The 21,554-nt window shown below is 51.9% G+C and carries 15 protein-coding genes and 1 other RNA gene; 13 read left to right on the top strand and 3 right to left on the bottom strand.

The features are described from left to right. Positions 1–6: 6 nt before the first annotated feature. The 3 genes from I6L53_RS19710 to garD form a co-directional block, all read right to left on the bottom strand. Positions 7–951, bottom strand: a complete 945-nt coding sequence (locus I6L53_RS19710) for a carbohydrate ABC transporter permease (RefSeq protein WP_042325194.1) — start codon at positions 949–951, stop codon at positions 7–9. A gap of 80 nt (positions 952–1,031) precedes the next feature. Beyond that, the gene (locus I6L53_RS19705) at positions 1,032–2,291 is read right to left on the bottom strand and encodes an ABC transporter substrate-binding protein (protein WP_042325196.1); all 1,260 of its coding nucleotides are present in this window, start codon (positions 2,289–2,291) and stop codon (positions 1,032–1,034) included. 355 nt (positions 2,292–2,646) lie between these two features. After that, positions 2,647–4,218: a galactarate dehydratase gene (garD, locus tag I6L53_RS19700; protein WP_042325198.1), complete on the bottom strand. Its 1,572-nt coding sequence runs from the start codon at positions 4,216–4,218 to the stop codon at positions 2,647–2,649. Between the two features lie 381 nt (positions 4,219–4,599). Between garD and garP the strand changes: the two genes are divergently transcribed. The 13 genes from garP to I6L53_RS19635 all read left to right on the top strand — a co-directional run bounded on the left by garP (position 4,600) and on the right by I6L53_RS19635 (position 21,520). Then, positions 4,600–5,934 (top strand): galactarate/glucarate/glycerate transporter GarP, encoded by a 1,335-nt coding sequence (gene garP / locus I6L53_RS19695; RefSeq protein ID WP_042325201.1) that lies wholly within the window; start codon positions 4,600–4,602, stop codon positions 5,932–5,934. 28 nt (positions 5,935–5,962) lie between these two features. After that, entirely contained in the window at positions 5,963–6,733 is a 771-nt protein-coding gene (gene garL / locus I6L53_RS19690; RefSeq protein WP_042325203.1) for a 2-dehydro-3-deoxyglucarate aldolase, read from the top strand. A 29-nt stretch (positions 6,734–6,762) separates the two neighbouring features. Next, positions 6,763–7,653, top strand: a complete 891-nt coding sequence (garR, locus tag I6L53_RS19685; protein ID WP_042325204.1) for a 2-hydroxy-3-oxopropionate reductase — start codon at positions 6,763–6,765, stop codon at positions 7,651–7,653. 97 nt (positions 7,654–7,750) lie between these two features. Beyond that, positions 7,751–8,896: a glycerate 2-kinase gene (garK, locus tag I6L53_RS19680; protein WP_042325207.1), complete on the top strand. Its 1,146-nt coding sequence runs from the start codon at positions 7,751–7,753 to the stop codon at positions 8,894–8,896. 32 nt (positions 8,897–8,928) lie between these two features. Then, an RNA gene (gene rnpB / locus I6L53_RS19675) (RNase P RNA component class A) lies at positions 8,929–9,305 on the top strand. 766 nt (positions 9,306–10,071) lie between these two features. Continuing rightward, positions 10,072–11,010: a transcriptional regulator TdcA gene (gene tdcA / locus I6L53_RS19670; RefSeq protein WP_042325209.1), complete on the top strand. Its 939-nt coding sequence runs from the start codon at positions 10,072–10,074 to the stop codon at positions 11,008–11,010. A gap of 99 nt (positions 11,011–11,109) precedes the next feature. Continuing rightward, positions 11,110–12,099, top strand: coding sequence for a bifunctional threonine ammonia-lyase/L-serine ammonia-lyase TdcB (gene tdcB / locus I6L53_RS19665; protein ID WP_042325211.1), 990 nt, complete (start codon positions 11,110–11,112; stop codon positions 12,097–12,099). A gap of 34 nt (positions 12,100–12,133) precedes the next feature. Continuing rightward, positions 12,134–13,465: a threonine/serine transporter TdcC gene (tdcC, locus tag I6L53_RS19660; protein WP_042325213.1), complete on the top strand. Its 1,332-nt coding sequence runs from the start codon at positions 12,134–12,136 to the stop codon at positions 13,463–13,465. A gap of 31 nt (positions 13,466–13,496) precedes the next feature. Continuing rightward, the gene (gene tdcD, locus I6L53_RS19655; protein ID WP_042325216.1) at positions 13,497–14,705 is read left to right on the top strand and encodes a propionate kinase; all 1,209 of its coding nucleotides are present in this window, start codon (positions 13,497–13,499) and stop codon (positions 14,703–14,705) included. 33 nt (positions 14,706–14,738) lie between these two features. Continuing rightward, entirely contained in the window at positions 14,739–17,033 is a 2,295-nt protein-coding gene (pflB, locus tag I6L53_RS19650) for a formate C-acetyltransferase (RefSeq protein ID WP_042325218.1), read from the top strand. 85 nt (positions 17,034–17,118) lie between these two features. Beyond that, entirely contained in the window at positions 17,119–18,483 is a 1,365-nt protein-coding gene (tdcG, locus tag I6L53_RS19645) for an L-serine ammonia-lyase (protein WP_042325220.1), read from the top strand. A 370-nt stretch (positions 18,484–18,853) separates the two neighbouring features. After that, a complete protein-coding gene (locus I6L53_RS19640) occupies positions 18,854–20,185 on the top strand; it encodes an SLC5/6 family protein (RefSeq protein ID WP_042325222.1) in 1,332 nt (443 codons plus the stop codon). Positions 20,186–20,206: 21 nt separating this feature from the next. Further along, on the top strand, positions 20,207–21,520 hold the full coding sequence (locus tag I6L53_RS19635) for an L-cysteine desulfidase family protein (RefSeq protein ID WP_042325224.1): 1,314 nt from the start codon (positions 20,207–20,209) through the stop codon (positions 21,518–21,520). The last annotated feature ends 34 nt before the right edge of the window (positions 21,521–21,554 follow it).

The following is a 21,554-nucleotide window of genomic DNA, read 5'->3' as shown; positions in this document are numbered from 1 at the left end:
ATTGCCTTACTGTGCTTTAAGCCGTTTGCCTATCCATATTTGCAGCAGGGTCAGTACCATCGTGATAACGAAAATCACCACGGCAATCGCTGAGGCGTACCCTTTTTCATGGTAGATAAAGGCATATTTATAAAAGAGATAAGCGATGGTCATGGTCTGCTCGTCCACCATGGAAGCACTGCCAAACAGCAGATACACCACATCGAAGATTTGCAGCGTTTCGATAAACGAGATCACCAGAACAAAGAACAGCGTGGGGATCATTAGCGGCAGGGTAATCGACCAGAAGCCGCGCAGTTTACTGATGCCATCCAGAGACATGGCTTCATAAATCTGCTTCGGGATCCCCTGCAACCCGGCGAGCAGAATGATCATCTTCAGGGCGATTGCGGACCAGATAATGACCAGTGAAGCGCTCAGGCGGACAATATCCGGGTCTGACAGCCAGCCGATGGCGGGGATATCGAAATAGGCCAGGATCTGATTGAGCAAACCGAAATTACGGTTCATCAACCATTGCCAGACCATCGCAATGGCGGCAGGCATCGTGACGGCGGGAAGAAATAACAGCGTACGGAACAACCATTGACCGCGAATCGCCTGATTTAAACCAATGGCCAGCAGCAAAGACAGTACCGTGATCACCGGTACACAAATAAAGACGTAGGCCAGCGTATTAAATATGGCTGAGCGAAATTCATCATCGCTGAATAAATTAATGTAATTATCCAGACTGATTGTCGTCCAGATCTGAAATTCACCCAGATCGGTAAAACTGTAAAATACGTTCTGGAAGAACGGCGTAAAGTAAAAAATAACTAATCCCGCCAGTAGAGGCAGAATCATTATCCACCCCCAGAAACGTTCTTCTTTTTCCAGTCGGGTCAGGGATTTTTTATTGGGTTCCCTGGCCGATAACGGCGGAGATGTCGCTTCATCTGAATAGCTCATGCAGACTCCGGGATGCTCACTTTACAAACAATAAATGGGTTAACGCAGGAGAGGCGAGAGGGAGTTGGGCTCCCTCAATATTATTTCTGCATTTCACGCTCAACGCGTTTTGCAACACCAGGCATCACTTGTTCTGGATCATTCCCCATCCAGACTTTCTTCAGTCCATCGTTGAGAATGCTATTCCATTTCGCGGTATTGGAACCGGCAGTGGGATATTTATGAGAAAACGCCAGTGAATCGATATAGGCGGAAACATCGACATTCTTAAAGCCTTCAGCCCACGCTTTGGCGACTTTCTGATTGGCCGGAATTACCACTTTGCCCGCGGCCAGCGTTTGCTGGGCATGCTCAGAACTCATAAACTCAATGAATTTCCAGGCCGCTTCTTTGTGTTGGCTTTTGGCCGACATGGCGAATGCCAGACTATGCGAGACGCCAGCTTGCTCTGCCATTTTGGGCATCGGGACCACGCCGACATGATCGTTAATCAGTTCGTTTTGCGAGAACGGCAGCGCCCACCACGAGCCCGCGTAGATCATTGCGACCCGGTTGGACTGGAAGACATCGGCGGCTTTCATTTCGCCGGGCGGCTGGAGCAATCCTGCCTTCAGCATCCCCTGAACGTCGCGATACATCGCGATCGCATTATCACTGGCGACATCGGTTTTTCCCTCCGGCAGGACAATCTGCGTGTCGGCCTGGAGCAGCAGGTTAAAGTAGCTGTCCTGACCGCTGCCGAGGTCCATCGCGAGCGGATAAGAATGTTGATCCAGATTTTTACGTAACTGTTCCGATTTTTGTTTTAAATCGTCCCACGTCCAGTTTTTATCAGGATAAGCTACGCCCGCCTGATCAAACATTTTTTTGTTATACCAGACCGCAATGGCGTCAATATCACGGGGAATGGCATATTGTTCTGACTGATACTGATAAGCATCGACGGAACTTTTCACAAAGTCATCAAGGTGCGGCGATGATTTATCTTTTAAATAAGGGGTCAGAGGTTCCAACATACTGTTCTTAACGTACTGCTGGAAATTCGGCATATTCATCCAGAAAACATCCGGCGCCACATTTCCGCCGACCGCTGAACTGAGCTTTATGAAATATTGATCATAAGGCGTTAACTCGATTTCAACTTTCACGCCGGGGTTATTTTTTTCAAACTCATTAACCAGCTGCTGCTCGCCGGGGAGTTGATTTCTATCCCACAGCGTGTAGCGTAATTTAACGGGGTTATCTGTCGTCTGGCCTTCAGCACTGGCGATAGCCGGTGCCGCCAGTAAACAGGAAAAAAGGCATGCCAGGGCGACATTATTCTTATTTAAGGTATACATAACTTCCCTCTTTATTCGGGTCAGAATGTCGGTGAGGTAAATTACAGAAGCCATTGAATATTCTGTTTAACAAGGAGGAAAGTCAAAGGGGGAAAAATGAGGGATTTATCGCATTAAAACCGCAGGCGCTTTCGGTAGGTTTCTCTTTTATCAAAACGAAAAGAGGGGGAAAAGGGAGACATCAGGTGTTGCTCTTCCTTTCAACGGCTTAGGATTTTTCTACCGGCGGAAATCGAAAAAAGGTGAGTGAAAAATTAACCTTCAAAACTGCGAGCATTATCACTTTATGTTTCGGGGGATGGGAAAAAAACGGGGAGTATTCCCCGTTTTCTCAGTTGCTTTCGTTTCGAAAATATCAGGTCACGGGGGCCGGGTTAAACACTGCCAGTTGGTTGTGGAGTCCCCATTGATCGGAGAACGTTTTCTTACGGCCGCTGGCGACATCGAGAATAAATTCGAACAGTTTCTGACCGACTTCCTCAATCGTCTCTTCGCCTGTGGCGATGGTGCCCGCATTGATATCCATTAAGTCGTACCAGCGGTTTGCCAGTTCGGTACGCGTCGCCATCTTGATCACCGGCACGGCCATCAGGCCATACGGGGTACCTCGACCCGTAGTGAATACCTGGACGGTGATCCCGGAAGCCACCTGTTGTGTGCCGCAAACAAAATCGCTGGCTGGCGTCGCGGCATAAATCAGACCGCGTTTGGTCGGGCGCTGGCCCGGCGAGAGCACTTCGACAATCGCGCTTTTGCCGGATTTGGCAATTGAGCCCAGCGCTTTTTCCACCACGTTCGCCAGACCGCCCTTTTTGTTACCCGGAGAGGGGTTAGCGCTGCGGTCAGTTTTCCCCATATCGAGATAGTTGTCGTACCAGGCCATCTCTTCCAGCAGACGTTTACCCACCTCTTCGTTGATAGTGCGCGGGGTCAGCAGATGAATCGCATCACGCACTTCGGTGACTTCAGAGAACATCACCGTGGCACCGCAGCGTACCAGCAGGTCAGAGGCATAGCCCACCGCCGGGTTCGCCGTCACGCCGGAAAACGCATCGCTGCCGCCGCACTGCATGCCGACGACCAGCTCAGAGGCCGGACAGGTTTCGCGCTGGCGCAGGTTCAGCTTAGCCAGATGGCGTTCAGCGACCTGGAGGATATCATCGACCATGGAACGAAAGCCCACGTGCTTTTCGTCCTGAAGGCTGACGATGCTGGCGCTATCGACCGGAATACTTTGCACATCGTCAGTGCCTTCCAGTAAACGTTCCGGCTGCAGTTTTTCGCAACCCAGACCAATGACCATCACTTCGCCGCCAAAGTTTGGGTTCAGTGAGATGTTATGAATGGTGCGGATTGGCACCACGGCTGCCGGGGCGTTAATGGCCACGCCGCAACCGTAGAGGTGATTAAGTCCGACCACGCCATCAACGTTCGGGTATTTGGGCAGCAGATCGCGCTCAATGATTTTAACGACGTAATCAACCACGCCCGCCACGCAGTGTACGCTGGTAGTAATGCCGAGCAGATTCTTGGTGCCGACGCTACCATCGGCGTTGCGGTAGCCTTCAAAGGTATAGCCTTCCAGCGGCGGCAGTGGTTCCGGTACTTTGGTCGCCAGCGGTAGGGTGTTCAACGGTGGGGCTTTCGGCAGCTCAACCATGGATTCATCAATCCAGCTTCCACGTGGAATGTCGCGCACGGCGTAGCCGATCACTTCACCATAACGTACGATTTCACCATGAACCGGAATATCCACCAGCGCGACTTTATGTCCCTGTGGAATATGCTCAATAAGCTCCAGTCCATCCGGGAATCGCGTCCCGGCTTTTAAACCATTGTCATTAACAATGATCGCCACATTATCTGTCTCGTGGACCTTTATATAAAATGCGCTCGGCGATTCTTGTCTGATTTCGATGTTGGCCATTGTCCAGTATTCTCCAGCCGGGGTGATATTAATATAGAGGGTTCAACGAATCCGATTATTAAAATAAGAATGTCCTGTCGTGAAATAAGGATGTCAGGAGTTCAAAATTAAGAATGTGATCCAGATCACTCGTTATGGTGAAAGCCCTGCTATCAGGGGCAGTAAAGCGTAAATATGTGCATCAGCGCCCAGCGTTATGTGCATATGCTCAAGATATTATTTGAAATAAGCATTCTTAGTGAGCATCTGCACAATGCTTAATACTTCCCGCCTGATTATACTGAATCACGAAATGCGTATCTGCATTAATTAATAAGCGATAGTACCTGTCATCAATAAATAATAATAAATACGTCTGCTTAAGTTTCTGAGGTAAATAAAATGATCCTGGATACAGTTGAAGAAAAAAAGAAAGGTACGCATACCCGCTATTTAATTCTGCTGATAATTTTTATTGTCACTGCGGTTAACTACGCGGATCGGGCGACGCTGTCTATTGCCGGAACCGAAGTCGCCAAAGAGTTGCAGTTGAGTGCCGTGTCGATGGGTTACATCTTCTCTGCATTTGGCTGGGCCTACCTGCTGATGCAAATCCCCGGCGGCTGGCTGCTCGATAAGTTTGGTTCGAAAAAAGTTTATACATACAGCCTGTTCTTCTGGTCGCTGTTCACCTTCCTGCAAGGCTTCGTGGATATGTTCCCGCTGGCCTGGGCGGGGGTCTCCATGTTTTTTATGCGCTTTATGCTGGGTTTCTCGGAAGCGCCTTCGTTCCCGGCAAACGCCCGTATCGTCGCGGCCTGGTTCCCGACCAAAGAACGTGGAACCGCGTCGGCAATCTTTAACTCAGCCCAGTATTTTTCACTGGCTCTGTTCTCACCGTTGCTTGGTTGGTTGACCTTTGCCTGGGGCTGGGAGCACGTCTTTACTGTGATGGGCGTAATCGGGTTTGTCCTGACGGCGCTGTGGGTCAAACTGATTCATAACCCCACCGATCACCCGCGGATGTCCGCAGAAGAGTTGAAGTTCATCTCTGAAAACGGTGCGGTCGTGGATATGGACCACAAAAAACCTGGCACCGCAGTGGCCAGTGGTCCGAAACTACATTACATCAAGCAGTTATTGACCAACCGCATGATGCTCGGCGTGTTCTTCGGCCAGTATTTCATCAACACTATCACCTGGTTCTTCCTGACCTGGTTCCCGATTTACCTGGTGCAGGAAAAAGGGATGTCGATCCTGAAGGTGGGTCTGGTGGCTTCGATTCCGGCACTGTGTGGTTTCGCCGGTGGCGTACTGGGCGGTGTGTTCTCGGATTATCTGATTAAGCGCGGTTTTTCTATCACCGTTGCACGTAAGCTGCCGATTGTGCTGGGAATGCTGCTGGCTTCTACCATCATTCTGTGCAACTACACCGACAACACCGCGCTGGTGGTGACGCTGATGGCGCTGGCCTTCTTTGGTAAAGGATTTGGCGCACTGGGCTGGCCTGTAATCTCGGATACCGCACCGAAGGAGATTGTTGGTCTGTGTGGCGGGGTATTTAACGTCTTTGGCAATGTGGCATCCATCGTAACGCCACTGGTTATCGGTTACCTGGTAAGTGAACTGCACTCCTTCAACGCTGCGCTGGTATTCGTTGGCTGTTCCGCGCTGATGGCAATGGTGTGCTACCTGTTTATTGTCGGTGACATTAAACGTATGGAACTGCAGAAATAATTAACGGTTAAGTGACAAGGTAAAAGCGATGAATAACGACATCTTCCCGAACAAATTCAAAGCAGCGCTGGCTGCACATCAGATTCAGATTGGCTGTTGGTCAGCGTTGGCAAGCCCAATCAGCACTGAAGTTTTAGGGTTGGCGGGCTTCGACTGGCTGGTGCTGGATGGCGAACATGCGCCAAACGATGTCTCCACCTTTATTCCGCAGTTAATGGCGCTGAAAGGCAGTGCCAGCGCGCCGGTTGTGCGTGTACCAACCAATGAGCCGGTCATTATCAAGCGTCTGCTGGATATTGGGTTTTACAACTTCCTGATCCCGTTTGTTGAAACGGAAGAAGAGGCAGTGAATGCTGTCGCGTCGACGCGCTATCCGCCGGAAGGGATCCGCGGAGTGTCCGTATCGCATCGCGCCAACATGTTTGGCACCGTCCCGGATTACTTCGCGCAGTCCAACAAGAACATCACCATCATTGTGCAGATTGAGAGCCAGCAGGGCGTGGATAACGTCGATGCTATCGCTGCTACCGCAGGCGTCGACGGCATTTTCGTTGGCCCAAGCGATCTGGCTGCGGCGTTAGGCCATCTCGGCAATGCGTCTCATCCTGAGGTTCAGAAAGCCATTCAGCACATCTTTGCCCGCGCGAAAGCGCACGGCAAACCGAGCGGCATTCTGGCTCCGGTTGATGCTGACGCGCGTCGCTATCTGGAATGGGGCGCCACGTTTGTTGCCGTCGGCAGCGACCTGGGCGTGTTCCGTTCTGCCACGCAGAAACTGGCTGACGCCTTTAAGAAATAACCACCACCGAAACAAGAGAGATAAATGATATGACGATGAAAGTTGGTTTTATTGGCCTGGGTATCATGGGTAAACCAATGAGTAAAAACCTCCTGAAAGCAGGTTACTCGCTGGTGGTTTCTGACCGTAATCCTGAAGCGATCGCTGATGTTATCGCGGCAGGTGCAGAAACCGCTTCTAACGCCAAAGCGATTGCTGAGCAGTGTGATGTCATCATCACCATGCTGCCGAACTCTCCGCATGTGAAAGAGGTTGCGCTGGGCGAAGGCGGCATTATTGAAGGGGCGAAACCGGGGACGGTGTTGATCGATATGAGCTCCATCGCACCGCTGGCGAGCCGTGAGATCAGCGATGCGCTGAAAGCCAAAGGCATCGATATGCTGGACGCGCCGGTGAGTGGCGGTGAGCCGAAGGCGATTGACGGCACGTTATCGGTAATGGTTGGCGGCGACAAAGCGATTTTCGATAAGTACTACGATTTACTGAAGGCAATGGCGGGTTCCGTTGTTCATACCGGTGATATCGGCGCGGGTAATGTCACCAAGCTGGCAAACCAGGTGATTGTCGCGCTGAACATTGCGGCGATGTCTGAAGCATTGACGCTGGCGACGAAAGCCGGCGTCAACCCGGATCTGGTCTATCAGGCGATCCGTGGTGGCCTGGCAGGCAGTACCGTACTGGATGCGAAAGCACCGATGGTAATGGACCGTAACTTCAAGCCGGGTTTCCGTATCGATTTGCATATTAAAGATCTGGCTAATGCGCTGGATACGTCTCACGGTGTTGGTGCTCAGCTTCCGCTGACCGCGGCGGTCATGGAGATGATGCAGGCGCTGCGTGCTGACGGCCTGGGAACCGCTGACCACAGTGCGCTGGCATGCTATTACGAAAAACTGGCGAAAGTGGAAGTCACTCGCTAATGACCTTGTGCCCGGATGACGCGTCGCGATCCGGGCCTGGATTGTAGGCCGGATAAGTAAAACGCCATCCGGCGTTGTGCAGTAACAGGCGATCATCATGAAAATCGTAATTGCCCCAGACTCTTATAAAGAAAGCCTTTCTGCTACTGAGGTAGCTCAGGCGATAGAAAAAGGATTTCGGGAAATTTTCCCCGATGCGAAGTATGTTTCTGTTCCGGTCGCCGATGGTGGTGAGGGAACGGTTGAAGCCATGATTGCCGCCACGCACGGTTCTGCACATTCCGCTCTGGTGACCGGACCGCTGGGTGAAAAAGTGAATGCCAACTGGGGCATGTCAGGCGATGGAAGGACCGCGTTTATTGAAATGGCGGCAGCCAGCGGACTGGCGCTGGTACCTCCTGAAAAACGTAATCCACTGATTACCACTTCTCGCGGCACCGGGGAGCTTATTTTGCAGGCGCTGGACAGTGGGGCGAGCAATATTATTATCGGCATTGGCGGGAGTGCGACCAATGACGGCGGAGCCGGGATGGTTCAGGCGCTGGGGGCGAAGCTGTGTGATGCCAACGGAACTGAAATTGGCTACGGCGGTGGCAGCCTGAACAGTCTCAATACCATCGATGTGTCTGGTCTCGATCCGCGCATAAAAAACTGTGCTATCCGCGTCGCCTGTGATGTGACTAATCCGCTGGTGGGTGAACTGGGCGCCTCGCGGATCTTTGGGCCGCAAAAGGGGGCGACGGAGGCGCTGATTCTCGAACTGGACCGCAATCTGGCTCACTACGCGGGCATCATTAAAAAATCGCTGGGTGTGGATGTGCAGAATGTGCCTGGCGCAGGCGCGGCGGGCGGCATGGGAGCGGCGCTGATGGCATTCCTCGGCGCGGAGTTGAAAAGCGGGATTGAGATCGTCACCCAGGCGCTCAATCTGGAAGAACATATTCACGACTGTACGCTGGTTGTTACCGGTGAAGGACGTATCGACAGCCAGAGCATTCACGGCAAAGTGCCGATTGGCGTGGCGAACGTAGCGAAGAAGTATCACAAACCGGTGATTGGTATTGCCGGCAGTCTGACGCGGGATGTCGGCGTGGTGCATCAATATGGAATCGATGCTGTCTTCAGCGTATTGACCAGTATTGGGACTCTGGAAGAGGCTTTTCGCGGCGCATTTGACAATATTTACCGGGCATCGCGAAACATTGCGGCGACGCTGGCGGTGGGAATGCGCAGCGTAGGGTGACAAGGACGTGCAAACCCACTATACTGCGCGCCGAAGCTGACCAGACAGTCGCCGCTTCGTCGTCGTCCCTTTCGGGGGAGACAGGCGGAGGGGAGGAAAGTCCGGGCTCCATAGGGCAGGGTGCCAGGTAACGCCTGGGGGGGAAACCCACGACCAGTGCAACAGAGAGCAAACCGCCGATGGCCCACGCAAGTGGGATCAGGTAAGGGTGAAAGGGTGCGGTAAGAGCGCACCGCGCGGCTGGTAACAGTCCGTGGCACGGTAAACTCCACCCGGAGCAAGGCCAAATAGGGGTTCATAAGGTACGGCCCGTACTGAACCCGGGTAGGCTGCTTGAGCCAGTGAGCGATTGCTGGCCTAGATGAATGACTGTCCACGACAGAACCCGGCTTATCGGTCAGCTTCACCTTCTAATGTAAAAACCCGCTTCGGCGGGTTTTTGCTTTTACAGGCTGCTACAGCGCTGTTGCCTGACGGCGCTTCGCTTATCAGGCCTGCGAACGTTGTCTCCGCTCCTGTAGGCCGGATAAGATGCGATAGCATCGCCATCCGGCATGGTTTTGAGCTGCTCGCAAATAAGAGATTTCTGGTTCTGTGAGCGGCAACACAAAACGCTGCCATTGGTTTGTTTGTCGGGAGAAATGAAAAGCAAACGTTCTCTTAGGTAAAATTACACTCTGAAAAAACGAAAAATGCCAGTGTTAATATATTGTTGTTAATGATAATTATTTGTGTGTATATATTTAATTAATGATAAATTCAATGTTTCTTTATAAACAAATAAGGCAAAAAAACGTGATGTATAACGTTATTTAACCCAACTTACGTGCCAAATATAATTATATTTGATAAATTACTTATTAAATTTAATGAAAAACTTGACCATTAACTGCTCGATAATTGCTTGAAATATCGTCATTCCTCATTTTTAAACGTGATGTAAAAATAACCTGTGTTATCGCCATAAAATATTGTTATCCCCCCCTCTTTTTTTGACAAAAATCAGACTAAAGTGACATGGTATTTATGTAACTAATTGAATTTAAGTGGTTTATTTATTTTATAATAACCACTTGAAATATAGGTGAAGGCAATTTGTGAGTAGTCGCACATATCCTGCTTCACGTAATTTGTTACACTTCACGCCGTCAACAAAGTTATTAACGCAGGTCGATATGAATACGTTCGCTCTCCCTAAAACACAGCAGTTGGTGGTCTTTCAGGAAGTAATCAGAAGCGGTTCTATCGGTTCTGCGGCAAAAGAATTAGGGTTAACTCAACCGGCTGTTAGTAAAATTATTAACGATATTGAAGCTTATTTCGGTGTTGAGTTGGTGGTTCGCAAAAATACCGGTGTCACCTTAACCCATGCCGGACAGGTTTTACTCTCCTGGTCCGAATCCATCACCCGTGAGATGAAGAACATGGTGAATGAGATGAACAGCATGACCGACAACACGGTGGTTGATATCTCATTCGGGTTTCCTTCGCTGATTGGTTTTACCTTTATGTCCGATATGATCCAGAAGTTTAAAGAGGTCTACCCAAAATCGCAGGTCTCCATGTATGAGGCGCAACTCTCCTCATTTCTGCCGGCGATCCGCGACGGGCGACTGGACTTCGCGATTGGTACGCTCAGCGACGAAATGAAATTGCAGGATCTGCACGTCGAGCCGCTCTTTGAGTCGGAGTTCGTGCTGGTGGCGAATAAGTCCCGAACATGCACCGGCACCACCACGCTGGAATCGTTGCAGAACGAACAGTGGGTGTTGCCACAAACGAATATGGGCTACTACAGCGAACTCCTCACCACCCTGCAAAGAAATGGCATCAGCATCGAAAACATCGTTAAAACCGACTCGGTTGTGACCATTTATAATCTTGTTCTCAATGCTGATTTTCTGACAGTGATTCCGTGCGATATGGCCGCACCATTTGGTTCAAACCAGTTTATTACTCTCCCTGTAGAAGAATCGTTACCCATTGCGCGCTATGCCGCAATATGGTCAAAAAACTATCGTATTAAAAAAGCCGCATCTGTTTTGGTTGAATTAGCCAAAGAGTATTCATCTTATAAAGGTTGCAGACGAAAGCAATTAATTGAAATCAACTAACCGATTAAATTTAATTTAATCCTTAATTCATACCATCGTTCTTTATATCAGACGTTGGTTACGGCTATCTATTACTTTACTATCAGGTAAGAGGTTACAATGCACATTACTTACGATCTCCCGGTTGCCATTGAAGATATCCTCGAAGCAAAAAAAAGACTGGCGGGGAAAATATATAAAACAGGCATGCCTCGCTCCAACTATTTTAGTGAGCGGTGCAAAGGGGAAATATTCCTTAAATTTGAAAACATGCAGCGTACGGGTTCATTTAAAATTCGTGGCGCATTTAACAAGCTCAGCTCATTGACGGATGCAGAAAAACGCAAAGGCGTTGTGGCCTGTTCAGCGGGTAACCACGCACAAGGGGTTTCCCTCTCCTGCGCGATGTTGGGTATTGATGGCAAAGTGGTGATGCCGAAGGGCGCACCGAAGTCGAAAGTGGCCGCCACCTGCGACTACTCAGCGGAAGTGGTACTGCACGGTGACAATTTTAACGACACTATTGCCAAGGTCAGTGAGATTGTCGAAATGGAAGGGCGTATTTTTATTCCGCCATATGACGATCCGAAAGTGATTGCCGGCCAGGGCACCATCGGTCTGGAAATTATGGAAGATCTGTATGACGTCGATAACGTGATTGTTCCTATCGGCGGTGGCGGTTTAATTGCAGGTATTGCTATCGCCATTAAATCAATTAACCCGACTATTAAAGTGATTGGCGTGCAGTCTGAAAACGTGCACGGCATGGCGGCGTCTTACCAGGCTGGAGAAATAACCACGCACCGAACGACCGGCACCCTGGCGGACGGTTGTGACGTTTCCCGCCCGGGTAAATTAACCTACGAAATTGTGCGTGAATTAGTGGATGACATTGTTCTCGTCAGCGAAGACGAAATTCGCAACAGCATGATTGCTTTAATTCAACGCAATAAAGTGGTGACAGAAGGTGCAGGTGCACTGGCATGTGCTGCTTTATTAAGCGGGAAATTAGACGGCTATATCCAGAACAGAAAAACGGTCAGCATTATTTCTGGCGGAAATATCGATCTTTCTCGTGTATCGCAAATTACGGGTTTAGCTGACGCGTAAATCCGGCTATTAATCTCTTCGTTGAGGATAGGATATGAGTACTACTGACAGCATTGTATCCAGCCAGACAAAACAGTCGTCCTGGCGTAAATCAGACACCACCTGGACACTGGGTTTATTTGGTACTGCCATCGGCGCCGGGGTGTTGTTCTTCCCCATCCGCGCAGGGTTTGGCGGCTTAATCCCCATTCTTTTGATGTTGGTACTGGCGTACCCCATCGCCTTTTATTGCCACCGCGCGCTGGCGCGTTTGTGTCTGTCCGGGTCAAACCCGTCCGGCAACATCACTGAAACGGTAGAAGAGCACTTTGGTAAGACGGGTGGCGTGGTTATCACGTTCCTCTATTTCTTCGCGATTTGTCCGCTGCTGTGGATCTATGGCGTTACTATTACCAACACGTTCATGACGTTCTGGGAAAACCAGCTGCAGATGCCGGCGCTGAACCGCGGCTTTGTGGCCCTGTTCCTGCTGCTGCTGATGGCGTTCGTTATCTGGTTTGGTAAGGACCTGATGGTTAAAGTGATGAGCTACCTGGTATGGCCGTTCATTGCCAGCCTGGTGCTGATCTCGCTGTCGCTGATCCCTTACTGGAACTCTGCGGTGATCGATCAGGTTGATCTCAGTAATATCGCGCTTACCGGTCATGATGGCATTCTGGTCACCGTGTGGCTGGGGATCTCCATCATGGTGTTCTCGTTCAACTTCTCGCCGATCGTCTCGTCTTTCGTGGTCTCAAAACGTGAAGAATACGAGAAAGATTTTGGTCGTGAATACACCGAGCAGAAATGTTCTCAGATCATCTCTCGCGCCAGCATGCTGATGGTGGCTGTGGTCATGTTCTTTGCCTTTAGCTGCCTGTTCACGCTCTCTCCGGCAAACATGGCAGATGCGAAAGCGCAGAACATTCCGGTACTGTCTTATCTGGCAAACCATTTCGCTTCCCTGTCCGGTACGAAATCGACGTTTGCCACCGTGCTGGAATATGGTGCCTCTATTATTGCGCTGGTTGCCATTTTCAAATCCTTCTTCGGCCACTACCTGGGAACGCTGGAAGGGCTGAACGGTCTGGTGCTGAAGTTTGGTTATAAGGGCGATAAGACCAAAGTCTCCATGGGTAAGCTCAACACCATCAGCATGATCTTCATCATGGGCTCCACCTGGGTTGTGGCCTACGCCAACCCGAACATTCTGGACCTGATTGAAGCAATGGGTGCACCGATTATTGCCTCGCTGCTGTGCCTGCTGCCGATGTACGCCATCCGTAAGGCTCCGTCGCTGGCAAAATACCGTGGTCGTCTGGATAACGTGTTTGTCACCGTCATCGGTCTGCTGACCATTCTGAACATCGTGTACAAACTGTTTTAATCCTTATGCTCAGGATGAGCGGAGTAGTGAAATGAATGAATTTCCGATAGTTCTGGTGATTAATTGTGGTTCGTCTTCAATTAAGTTTTCAGTACTGGATGCAAATAACTGCGACGTATTAATGGCAGGTATTGCGGATGGTATTAACTCGGAAAATGCGTTCTTATCTGTAAATGGAGGTGAGCCAGTCACACTGGCTCACCACAGCTACGAAGGCGCATTAAAGGCGATTGCTTTTGAACTGGAAAAACGTAATTTAAATGACAGCGTGGCCTTAATTGGCCACCGTATTGCTCACGGTGGAAATATCTTTACGGAGTCAGCGATTATTACCGATGAGGTTATTGATAATATTCGCCGTGTTTCACCCCTGGCACCGTTACATAATTACGCGAACCTGAGCGGGATTGAATCCGCACAGCATCTTTTCCCTGGCGTTACACAAGTGGCGGTATTTGATACCAGTTTCCACCAGACCATGGCGCCTGAGGCTTACCTGTATGGTCTGCCGTGGAAGTACTTTGAAGAACTGGGCGTGCGGCGCTACGGTTTTCACGGCACGTCGCACCGCTATGTTTCTCAACGTGCACATGAGCTGTTAGCGCTGTCCGAACAGGACTCCGGCCTGGTGATTGCCCATCTCGGCAACGGTGCGTCAATTTGCGCTGTCCGTAATGGTCACAGTGTCGACACCTCCATGGGGATGACGCCGCTGGAAGGACTGATGATGGGCACGCGCAGCGGCGATGTGGACTTCGGCGCGATGGCGTGGGTAGCCAGTGAAACCCATCAGACTCTGAGCGATCTGGAGCGGGTAGTGAATAAAGAGTCCGGTTTGCTTGGGATTTCTGGCCTGTCGTCTGACCTGCGGGTGCTGGAAAAAGCCTGGCATGAAGGGCATGAGCGCGCACAGCTGGCGATTAAAACGTTTGTACACCGAATTGCCCGTCATATTGCCGGACATGCAGCTTCGTTACACCGTCTGGACGGCATTATTTTCACCGGTGGTATTGGCGAGAACTCGGTATTAATTCGTCGTCTGGTGGTTGAACATCTGGCGGTGCTGGGTGTAAGTATCGACAGCGATCGAAATAACCTGTCGAATTCTCATGGCGAGCGCATTATTTCAACCCAGGACAGCCGGGTTATTTGCGCCGTGATCCCAACGAACGAAGAAAAAATGATTGCGCTCGATGCGATTCAATTAGGCCGCATTAACGCAGCCGTGGAATACGCCTAATTTATTTGTTGTTCTGTAGAGAGATTATTTTTCATGAAGGTAGATATCGATACCAGCGATATGCTGTATGCCGAAGCATGGCGTGGTTTTAAGGGTACGGACTGGAAAGAAGAAATTAATGTCCGTGATTTTATTCAGCACAACTATACGCCTTATGAAGGGGATGAATCCTTCCTTGCTGATGCAACGCCTGCAACCACCGCATTGTGGGAAAAAGTAATGGCGGGCATTCGTATCGAAAACGCGACGCATGCGCCAGTCGATTTCGACACCAATATTGCCACCACCATTACCGCACACGATGCGGGTTACATTGAACAAGAACTGGAGAAGATCGTCGGTCTGCAAACGGATAAACCGCTGAAGCGCGCGCTGCACCCGTTTGGCGGCGTCAACATGATCAAAAGCTCGTTCGATGCGTATGGTCGTGAAATGGACCCGAACTTCGAGTACCTGTTCACTGAACTGCGTAAAACGCACAACCAGGGCGTTTTTGACGCCTATTCCCCGGACATGCTGCGCTGCCGTAAATCCGGCGTGTTGACTGGTTTGCCGGACGGCTATGGTCGTGGACGTATCATCGGTGACTACCGTCGCGTGGCACTGTACGGTATCCGCTATCTGGTGCGTGAACGTGAACTGCAGTTTGCCGATCTCCAGTCGAATCTGGAATGGGGACAGAGTCTGGAAGCCACGATTCGCCTGCGTGAAGAGCTGGCTGAGCACCGTCGCGCACTGCTGCAAATGCAGGAGATGGCGGCGAAATATGGCTGTGATATCTCTCGTCCAGCGCGTAACGCGCAGGAGGCGGTACAGTGGGTCTACTTTGCCTATCTGGCGGCAGTGAAATCACAAAACGGCGGCGCGATGTCGCTGGGCCGCACTGCATCGTTCCTTGATATCTACATTGAGCGCGACTTCAACGCCGGGATCCTGACAGAGCAACAGGCGCAGGAGCTGATCGACCACTTCATCATGAAGATCCGCATGGTGCGTTTCCTGCGTACGCCGGAATTTGACACGCTGTTCTCCGGCGACCCGATCTGGGCGACGGAAGTGATCGGCGGGATGGGGTTGGATGGTCGTACGCTGGTGACCAAAAACGCTTTCCGTTACCTGCACACGCTGCACACGATGGGACCGGCTCCGGAACCAAACCTCACCGTACTGTGGTCAGAAGCGTTGCCGATTGCGTTTAAAAAGTATGCCGCGCAGGTCTCCATCGTCACCTCGTCGCTGCAATATGAAAACGACGATCTGATGCGTACCGACTTCAACAGCGATGACTACGCGATTGCCTGCTGTGTGAGCCCGATGGTGATCGGGAAGCAGATGCAGTTCTTTGGTGCGCGCGCCAACCTCGCCAAAACGCTGCTTTATGCGATCAACGGTGGTGTGGATGAGAAGCTGAAAATCCAGGTGGGGCCGAAAACCGCGCCGCTGCTGGACGACGTGCTGGATTACGACACCGTGATGGACAGTCTGGACCACTTTATGGACTGGCTGGCGGTGCAGTACATCAGCGCACTGAACATCATCCACTACATGCACGACAAGTACAGCTACGAAGCATCGCTGATGGCGCTGCACGATCGCGACGTCTATCGCACGATGGCGTGCGGGATTGCCGGGCTGTCGGTAGCGGCGGATTCGCTCTCGGCAATCAAGTACGCGACGGTGAAACCGGTGCGCGACCACAACGGGCTGGCGGTCGATTTTGTGATTGAAGGGGAATATCCGCAATACGGCAATAACGACGAGCGCGTGGACAGCATCGCCTGCGATCTGGTCGAACGCTTTATGAAGAAAATTAAAGTGTTACCGACCTACCGGAACGCGGTACCGACACAGTCGATTCTGACTATCACCTCCAACGTGGTGTACGGGCAGAAAACCGGCAATACCCCGGACGGACGTCGCGCCGGAACGCCATTCGCGCCGGGTGCTAACCCGATGCACGGGCGTGACCGCAAAGGGGCTGTCGCCTCGCTGACCTCTGTAGCGAAACTACCGTTCACCTACGCGAAAGACGGGATTTCGTACACCTTCTCGATTGTGCCTGCGGCACTTGGGAAAGAGGATCCGGTGCGGAAAACCAACCTTGTCGGGTTGCTGGATGGTTACTTCCACCATGAAGCACACGTGGAAGGTGGGCAGCACCTGAACGTTAACGTAATGAACAAGGAAATGTTACTGGATGCCATTGAACATCCGGAAAACTATCCGAATCTGACGATCCGTGTCTCCGGCTACGCTGTGCGCTTCAACGCGCTCACCCGTGAGCAGCAGCAGGACGTCATTTCGCGTACTTTCACCCAGGCGATGTAACGTTATCGGGGCGGTCTGCGGATCGCCCCGATTCATTATGCGTATGAAGACCTGGTCTCCACTGAACGAGTCCGAGGGTGTAAAAATGATTAGCGCATTCGATATTTTCAAACCTGGCATTGGTCCTTCCAGCTCCCATACCGTAGGGCCGATGAACGCAGGAAAACGCTTTATCGATCAACTGGTCAGCAGTGGACGCTTATCGCGCACGACGCGCATGTCGGTTGATCTGTATGGTTCACTGTCGCTGACGGGAAAAGGCCATGCGACCGATACCGCCATTATGATGGGGCTGGCCGGAAACAGTCCGCAAAGCGTCAACATTGACGCCATCCCCGCGTTTATTGGCGAGGTTGCCCGTACTGGCCGCTTGCCGGTCGCTGAAGGTACGCATGTCGTTGATTTCCCGGTTGCCGACAGCATTGTTTTTCATGAAGAGACGCTGCCACGGCATGAGAACGGAATGCGGATCACCGCCTGGGAAAACCAGGAGAGGCTACTGAGTAAAACCTACTACTCGATTGGCGGCGGGTTTATCGTTGAGGAAGAACGCTTTGGTCAGGCGCACGACGTGGAAACGCCGGTCCCTTATGATTTTCATTCCGCCAGAGAATTGCTGAAACTGTGCGAGCACAACGGTCTTTCGGTCTCCGGACTGATGATGCAAAACGAACTGGCGCTGCGCAGTAAGGCGGAGATTGATGCCGGGTTCGCGCAGATCTGGGAGGTAATGCAGGGGGGTATTGAGCGCGGGATGAATACCGAAGGGGTTTTACCCGGTCCGCTGAATGTGCCGCGTCGCGCGGTGGCGTTACGCCGTCTGTTGGTCTCCAGTGACAGTCTCTCCAGCGATCCGATGAACGTCATCGACTGGATCAACATGTTTGCGCTCGCCGTGAGTGAGGAGAATGCGGCAGGCGGTCGTGTGGTCACTGCGCCAACCAACGGTGCATGCGGCATTATTCCGGCAGTGCTGGCCTATTACGATAAATTCCGTCGCCCGTTGAATGCTAATTCCATTGCCCGCTACCTGCTGGCGGCCGGAGCCATTGGAGCGCTGTACAAAATGAATGCGTCAATTTCCGGGGCGGAAGTCGGTTGTCAGGGCGAAATCGGCGTGGCCAGTTCAATGGCCGCAGCGGGGTTGACTGAACTGCTGGGCGGCAGTCCGGCACAGGTTTGTATCGCGGCGGAAATCGCGATGGAGCATAACCTTGGCCTGACCTGTGACCCGGTGGCCGGGCAGGTGCAGATTCCCTGTATTGAACGCAATGCGATCAACGCGGTTAAAGCCGTTAACGCCGCACGCATGGCACTACGCCGTACCTCCGAACCGCGCGTCTCGCTGGATAAGGTCATCGAGACCATGTACGAGACGGGTAAGGACATGAATGATAAGTATCGCGAAACATCGCGCGGCGGCCTGGCGATCAAAGTGGTGTGCAGTTAGCTAACGCCAGAAAGCTTGCCGGATGACGGCTGTCGCCTTATCCGGCCTACACGTTCACCGTTTGTAGGCCCGATCAGCTTGCGCCATCGGGTATTTCATCCATTGTCAGTCATCTAAAAGCACACGTTGGTGTTCTTTTTTGTTGTGATCTCTTTCAAATTTAGAAATAAATAACACAATATCATTTTTTGATAGAAAAAATTTCTTAACTTTTAGAAAATGTCAGGGTTATTTTGTGACGTTTTTCTCTGAACCTGAGCGTATGCTTTTTTCCATTCTAATGACTCGCCTGCATATCCCGTACCGCGTATCGCCTTGATGCGGCACGACAAAAAATAAAAACGTACCCTACATAATGAGCGAGAATTTTATGGAAACGGCAACGAACAGTAGTGTCATTCTCGACGCCAGCGCCCCGGCGCGCCGGGCTGGCATGACAGAGAGTGAGTGGCGGGAAGCGATTAAATTCGACAGTACCGACACCGGTTGGGTCATTATGAGTATTGGAATGGCGATTGGCGCGGGGATTGTTTTTCTCCCGGTTCAGGTTGGTTTGATGGGACTGTGGGTCTTCTTGCTCTCATCGATTATTGGTTATCCCGCCATGTATCTGTTTCAGCGTTTGTTTATCAATACGCTGGCGGAATCCCCGGAATGTAAAGACTATCCCAGCGTTATCAGCGGATATCTGGGGAAAAACTGGGGCATTCTGTTAGGTGCGCTGTACTTCGTGATGCTGGTCATCTGGATGTTCGTCTATTCCACGGCCATCACCAACGACAGCGCCTCCTATCTGCATACCTTTGGCGTGACAGAGGGACTCCTGTCCGATAATCCCTTCTATGGCCTGGTGCTGATCTGCATCCTCGTTGCTATCTCCTCGCGCGGTGAGAAACTGCTGTTCAAAATCTCTACCGGTATGGTGCTGACTAAACTGCTGGTCGTGGCGGCACTGGGTGTGTCGATGGTTGGCATGTGGCATCTGTACAATATTGGTGCATTACCGCCGATGGCGTTGCTGGTGAAGAACGCGATTATCACGTTGCCGTTTACCCTGACCTCGATCCTGTTTATCCAGACGCTGAGCCCGATGGTGATCTCCTACCGCTCCCGTGAGAAATCCGTCGAGGTTGCACGTCACAAAGCGCTACGCGCCATGAACATTGCCTTCGGCATTTTGTTTGTCACCGTCTTCTTCTACGCCGTCTCCTTTACGCTGGCCATGGGACACGATGAAGCGGTTAAAGCCTATGAGCAGAATATTTCCGCCCTGGCGATTGCCGCGCAGTTCATCAGCGGCGCAGGTGCCGGTTGGGTGAAAGTCGTGAGTGTCATCCTGAACATTTTCGCCGTGATGACTGCGTTCTTTGGCGTCTACTTAGGTTTCCGCGAAGCGACGCAGGGGATTGCGATGAACATCCTGCGCCGCAAGCTGCCTGCTGAGAAGATCAATGAAACGCTGGTGCAGCGCGGCATCATGCTGTTTGCCATTTTACTGGCCTGGAGCGCTATTGTGCTCAACGCGCCGGTTCTGAGTTTTACATCGATTTGTAGCCCTATTTTCGGCATGGTGGGATGTTTGATCCCCGCCTGGCTGGTCTACAAAGTTCCTGCACTGCACAAATACAAAGGGGCGTCGCTGTATCTGATTATCGTCACCGGTTTGCTGCTGTGCGTATCTCCGTTCCTGGCTTTTTCCTGATTTATCCTGAAGGTTGTTGTTATGTCTGAGACGATAAAAAATCCGTTGTGGTCACGTTTCATCCGCGCAGTACAGGAGGAGGTGAAACCGGCGCTGGGCTGTACGGAACCCGTTTCCCTTGCGCTGGCTGCGGCGGTGGCGGCCTCTGAACTGAAGGGGTCGGTGGAGCGAATCGATGCCTGGGTCTCGCCCAATCTGATGAAAAACGGATTGGGGGTGACGGTGCCGGGAACCGGCATGGTCGGGTTGCCTATCGCCGCTGCGTTGGGGGCGCTGGGTGGAGACCCCGGTGCCGGACTGGAGGTGTTGAAAGATGCCTCCGCACAGGCGATTGCCGATGCGAAGGCGATGCTGAAAGCCGGTAAGGTATCAGTGATGTTGCAGCAACCGTGTGACGACATCCTGTTTTCCCGGGCGAAGGTCTATAGCCATGACGGCTGGGCGTGCGTCACCATTGTCGGCGGTCATACCCATATTGTGCGTATCGAAACCCATAACGGCGTGAAGTTTTCTCAGCAAGCGAGCGCCAGCGGTGAGACGCAGGAATCGCCGCTGGCGGTGCTTTCTGAGACCTCGCTGGAAGAGATTCTGGCGTTTGTGAATACGGTGCCGTTTAACGCCATCCGTTTTATTCTCGACGCCGCCCGACTCAACGGCGCATTGTCACAGGAAGGGCTGCGGGGAAACTGGGGGCTGCACATCGGCGCGACGATGGAAAAGCAGTGTGCTCGCGGTCTGCTGGCGAACGATCTCTCGACGGCGATCCTCATCCGGACCAGCGCGGCGTCGGATGCGCGCATGGGCGGCGCGACGCTGCCTGCCATGAGTAACTCCGGTTCCGGTAATCAGGGGATCACCGCCACGGTGCCGGTGATGGTTGTCGCCGAGCACTTTGGCGCGGACGAAGAGAAACTGGCGCGTGCGCTGATGCTTTCTCATCTGAGTGCTATCTATATACACCATCAGCTTCCGCGTCTGTCGGCGCTGTGCGCGGCAACGACGGCTGCGATGGGCGCAGCAGCAGGGATGGCCTGGCTGGTAGACGAAGGGCGCTATAGCACGATTTCGATGGCGATCAGCAGCATGATTGGTGATGTAAGTGGAATGATTTGTGATGGGGCATCCAACAGTTGCGCGATGAAAGTGTCCACCAGTGCCTCTGCGGCGTGGAAGGCGGTGTTGATGGCGCTGGACGATACGTCGGTCACGGGTAACGAGGGGATTGTGGCGCACAATGTGGAGCAGTCTATTGCCAACCTGTGCGCGCTGGCATGTCATTCAATGCAGCAAACGGACAAACAGATCATCGAGATCATGGCCCGTAAAGCGCATTAAGCGGATGTCTGAGTGCCCGATGGCGCTTCGCTAA

The organism is Citrobacter farmeri, from assembly GCF_019048065.1.
Lineage (GTDB): Bacteria > Pseudomonadota > Gammaproteobacteria > Enterobacterales > Enterobacteriaceae > Citrobacter_A > Citrobacter_A farmeri.
This window is presented reverse-complemented; position numbering and strand designations above follow the sequence as displayed.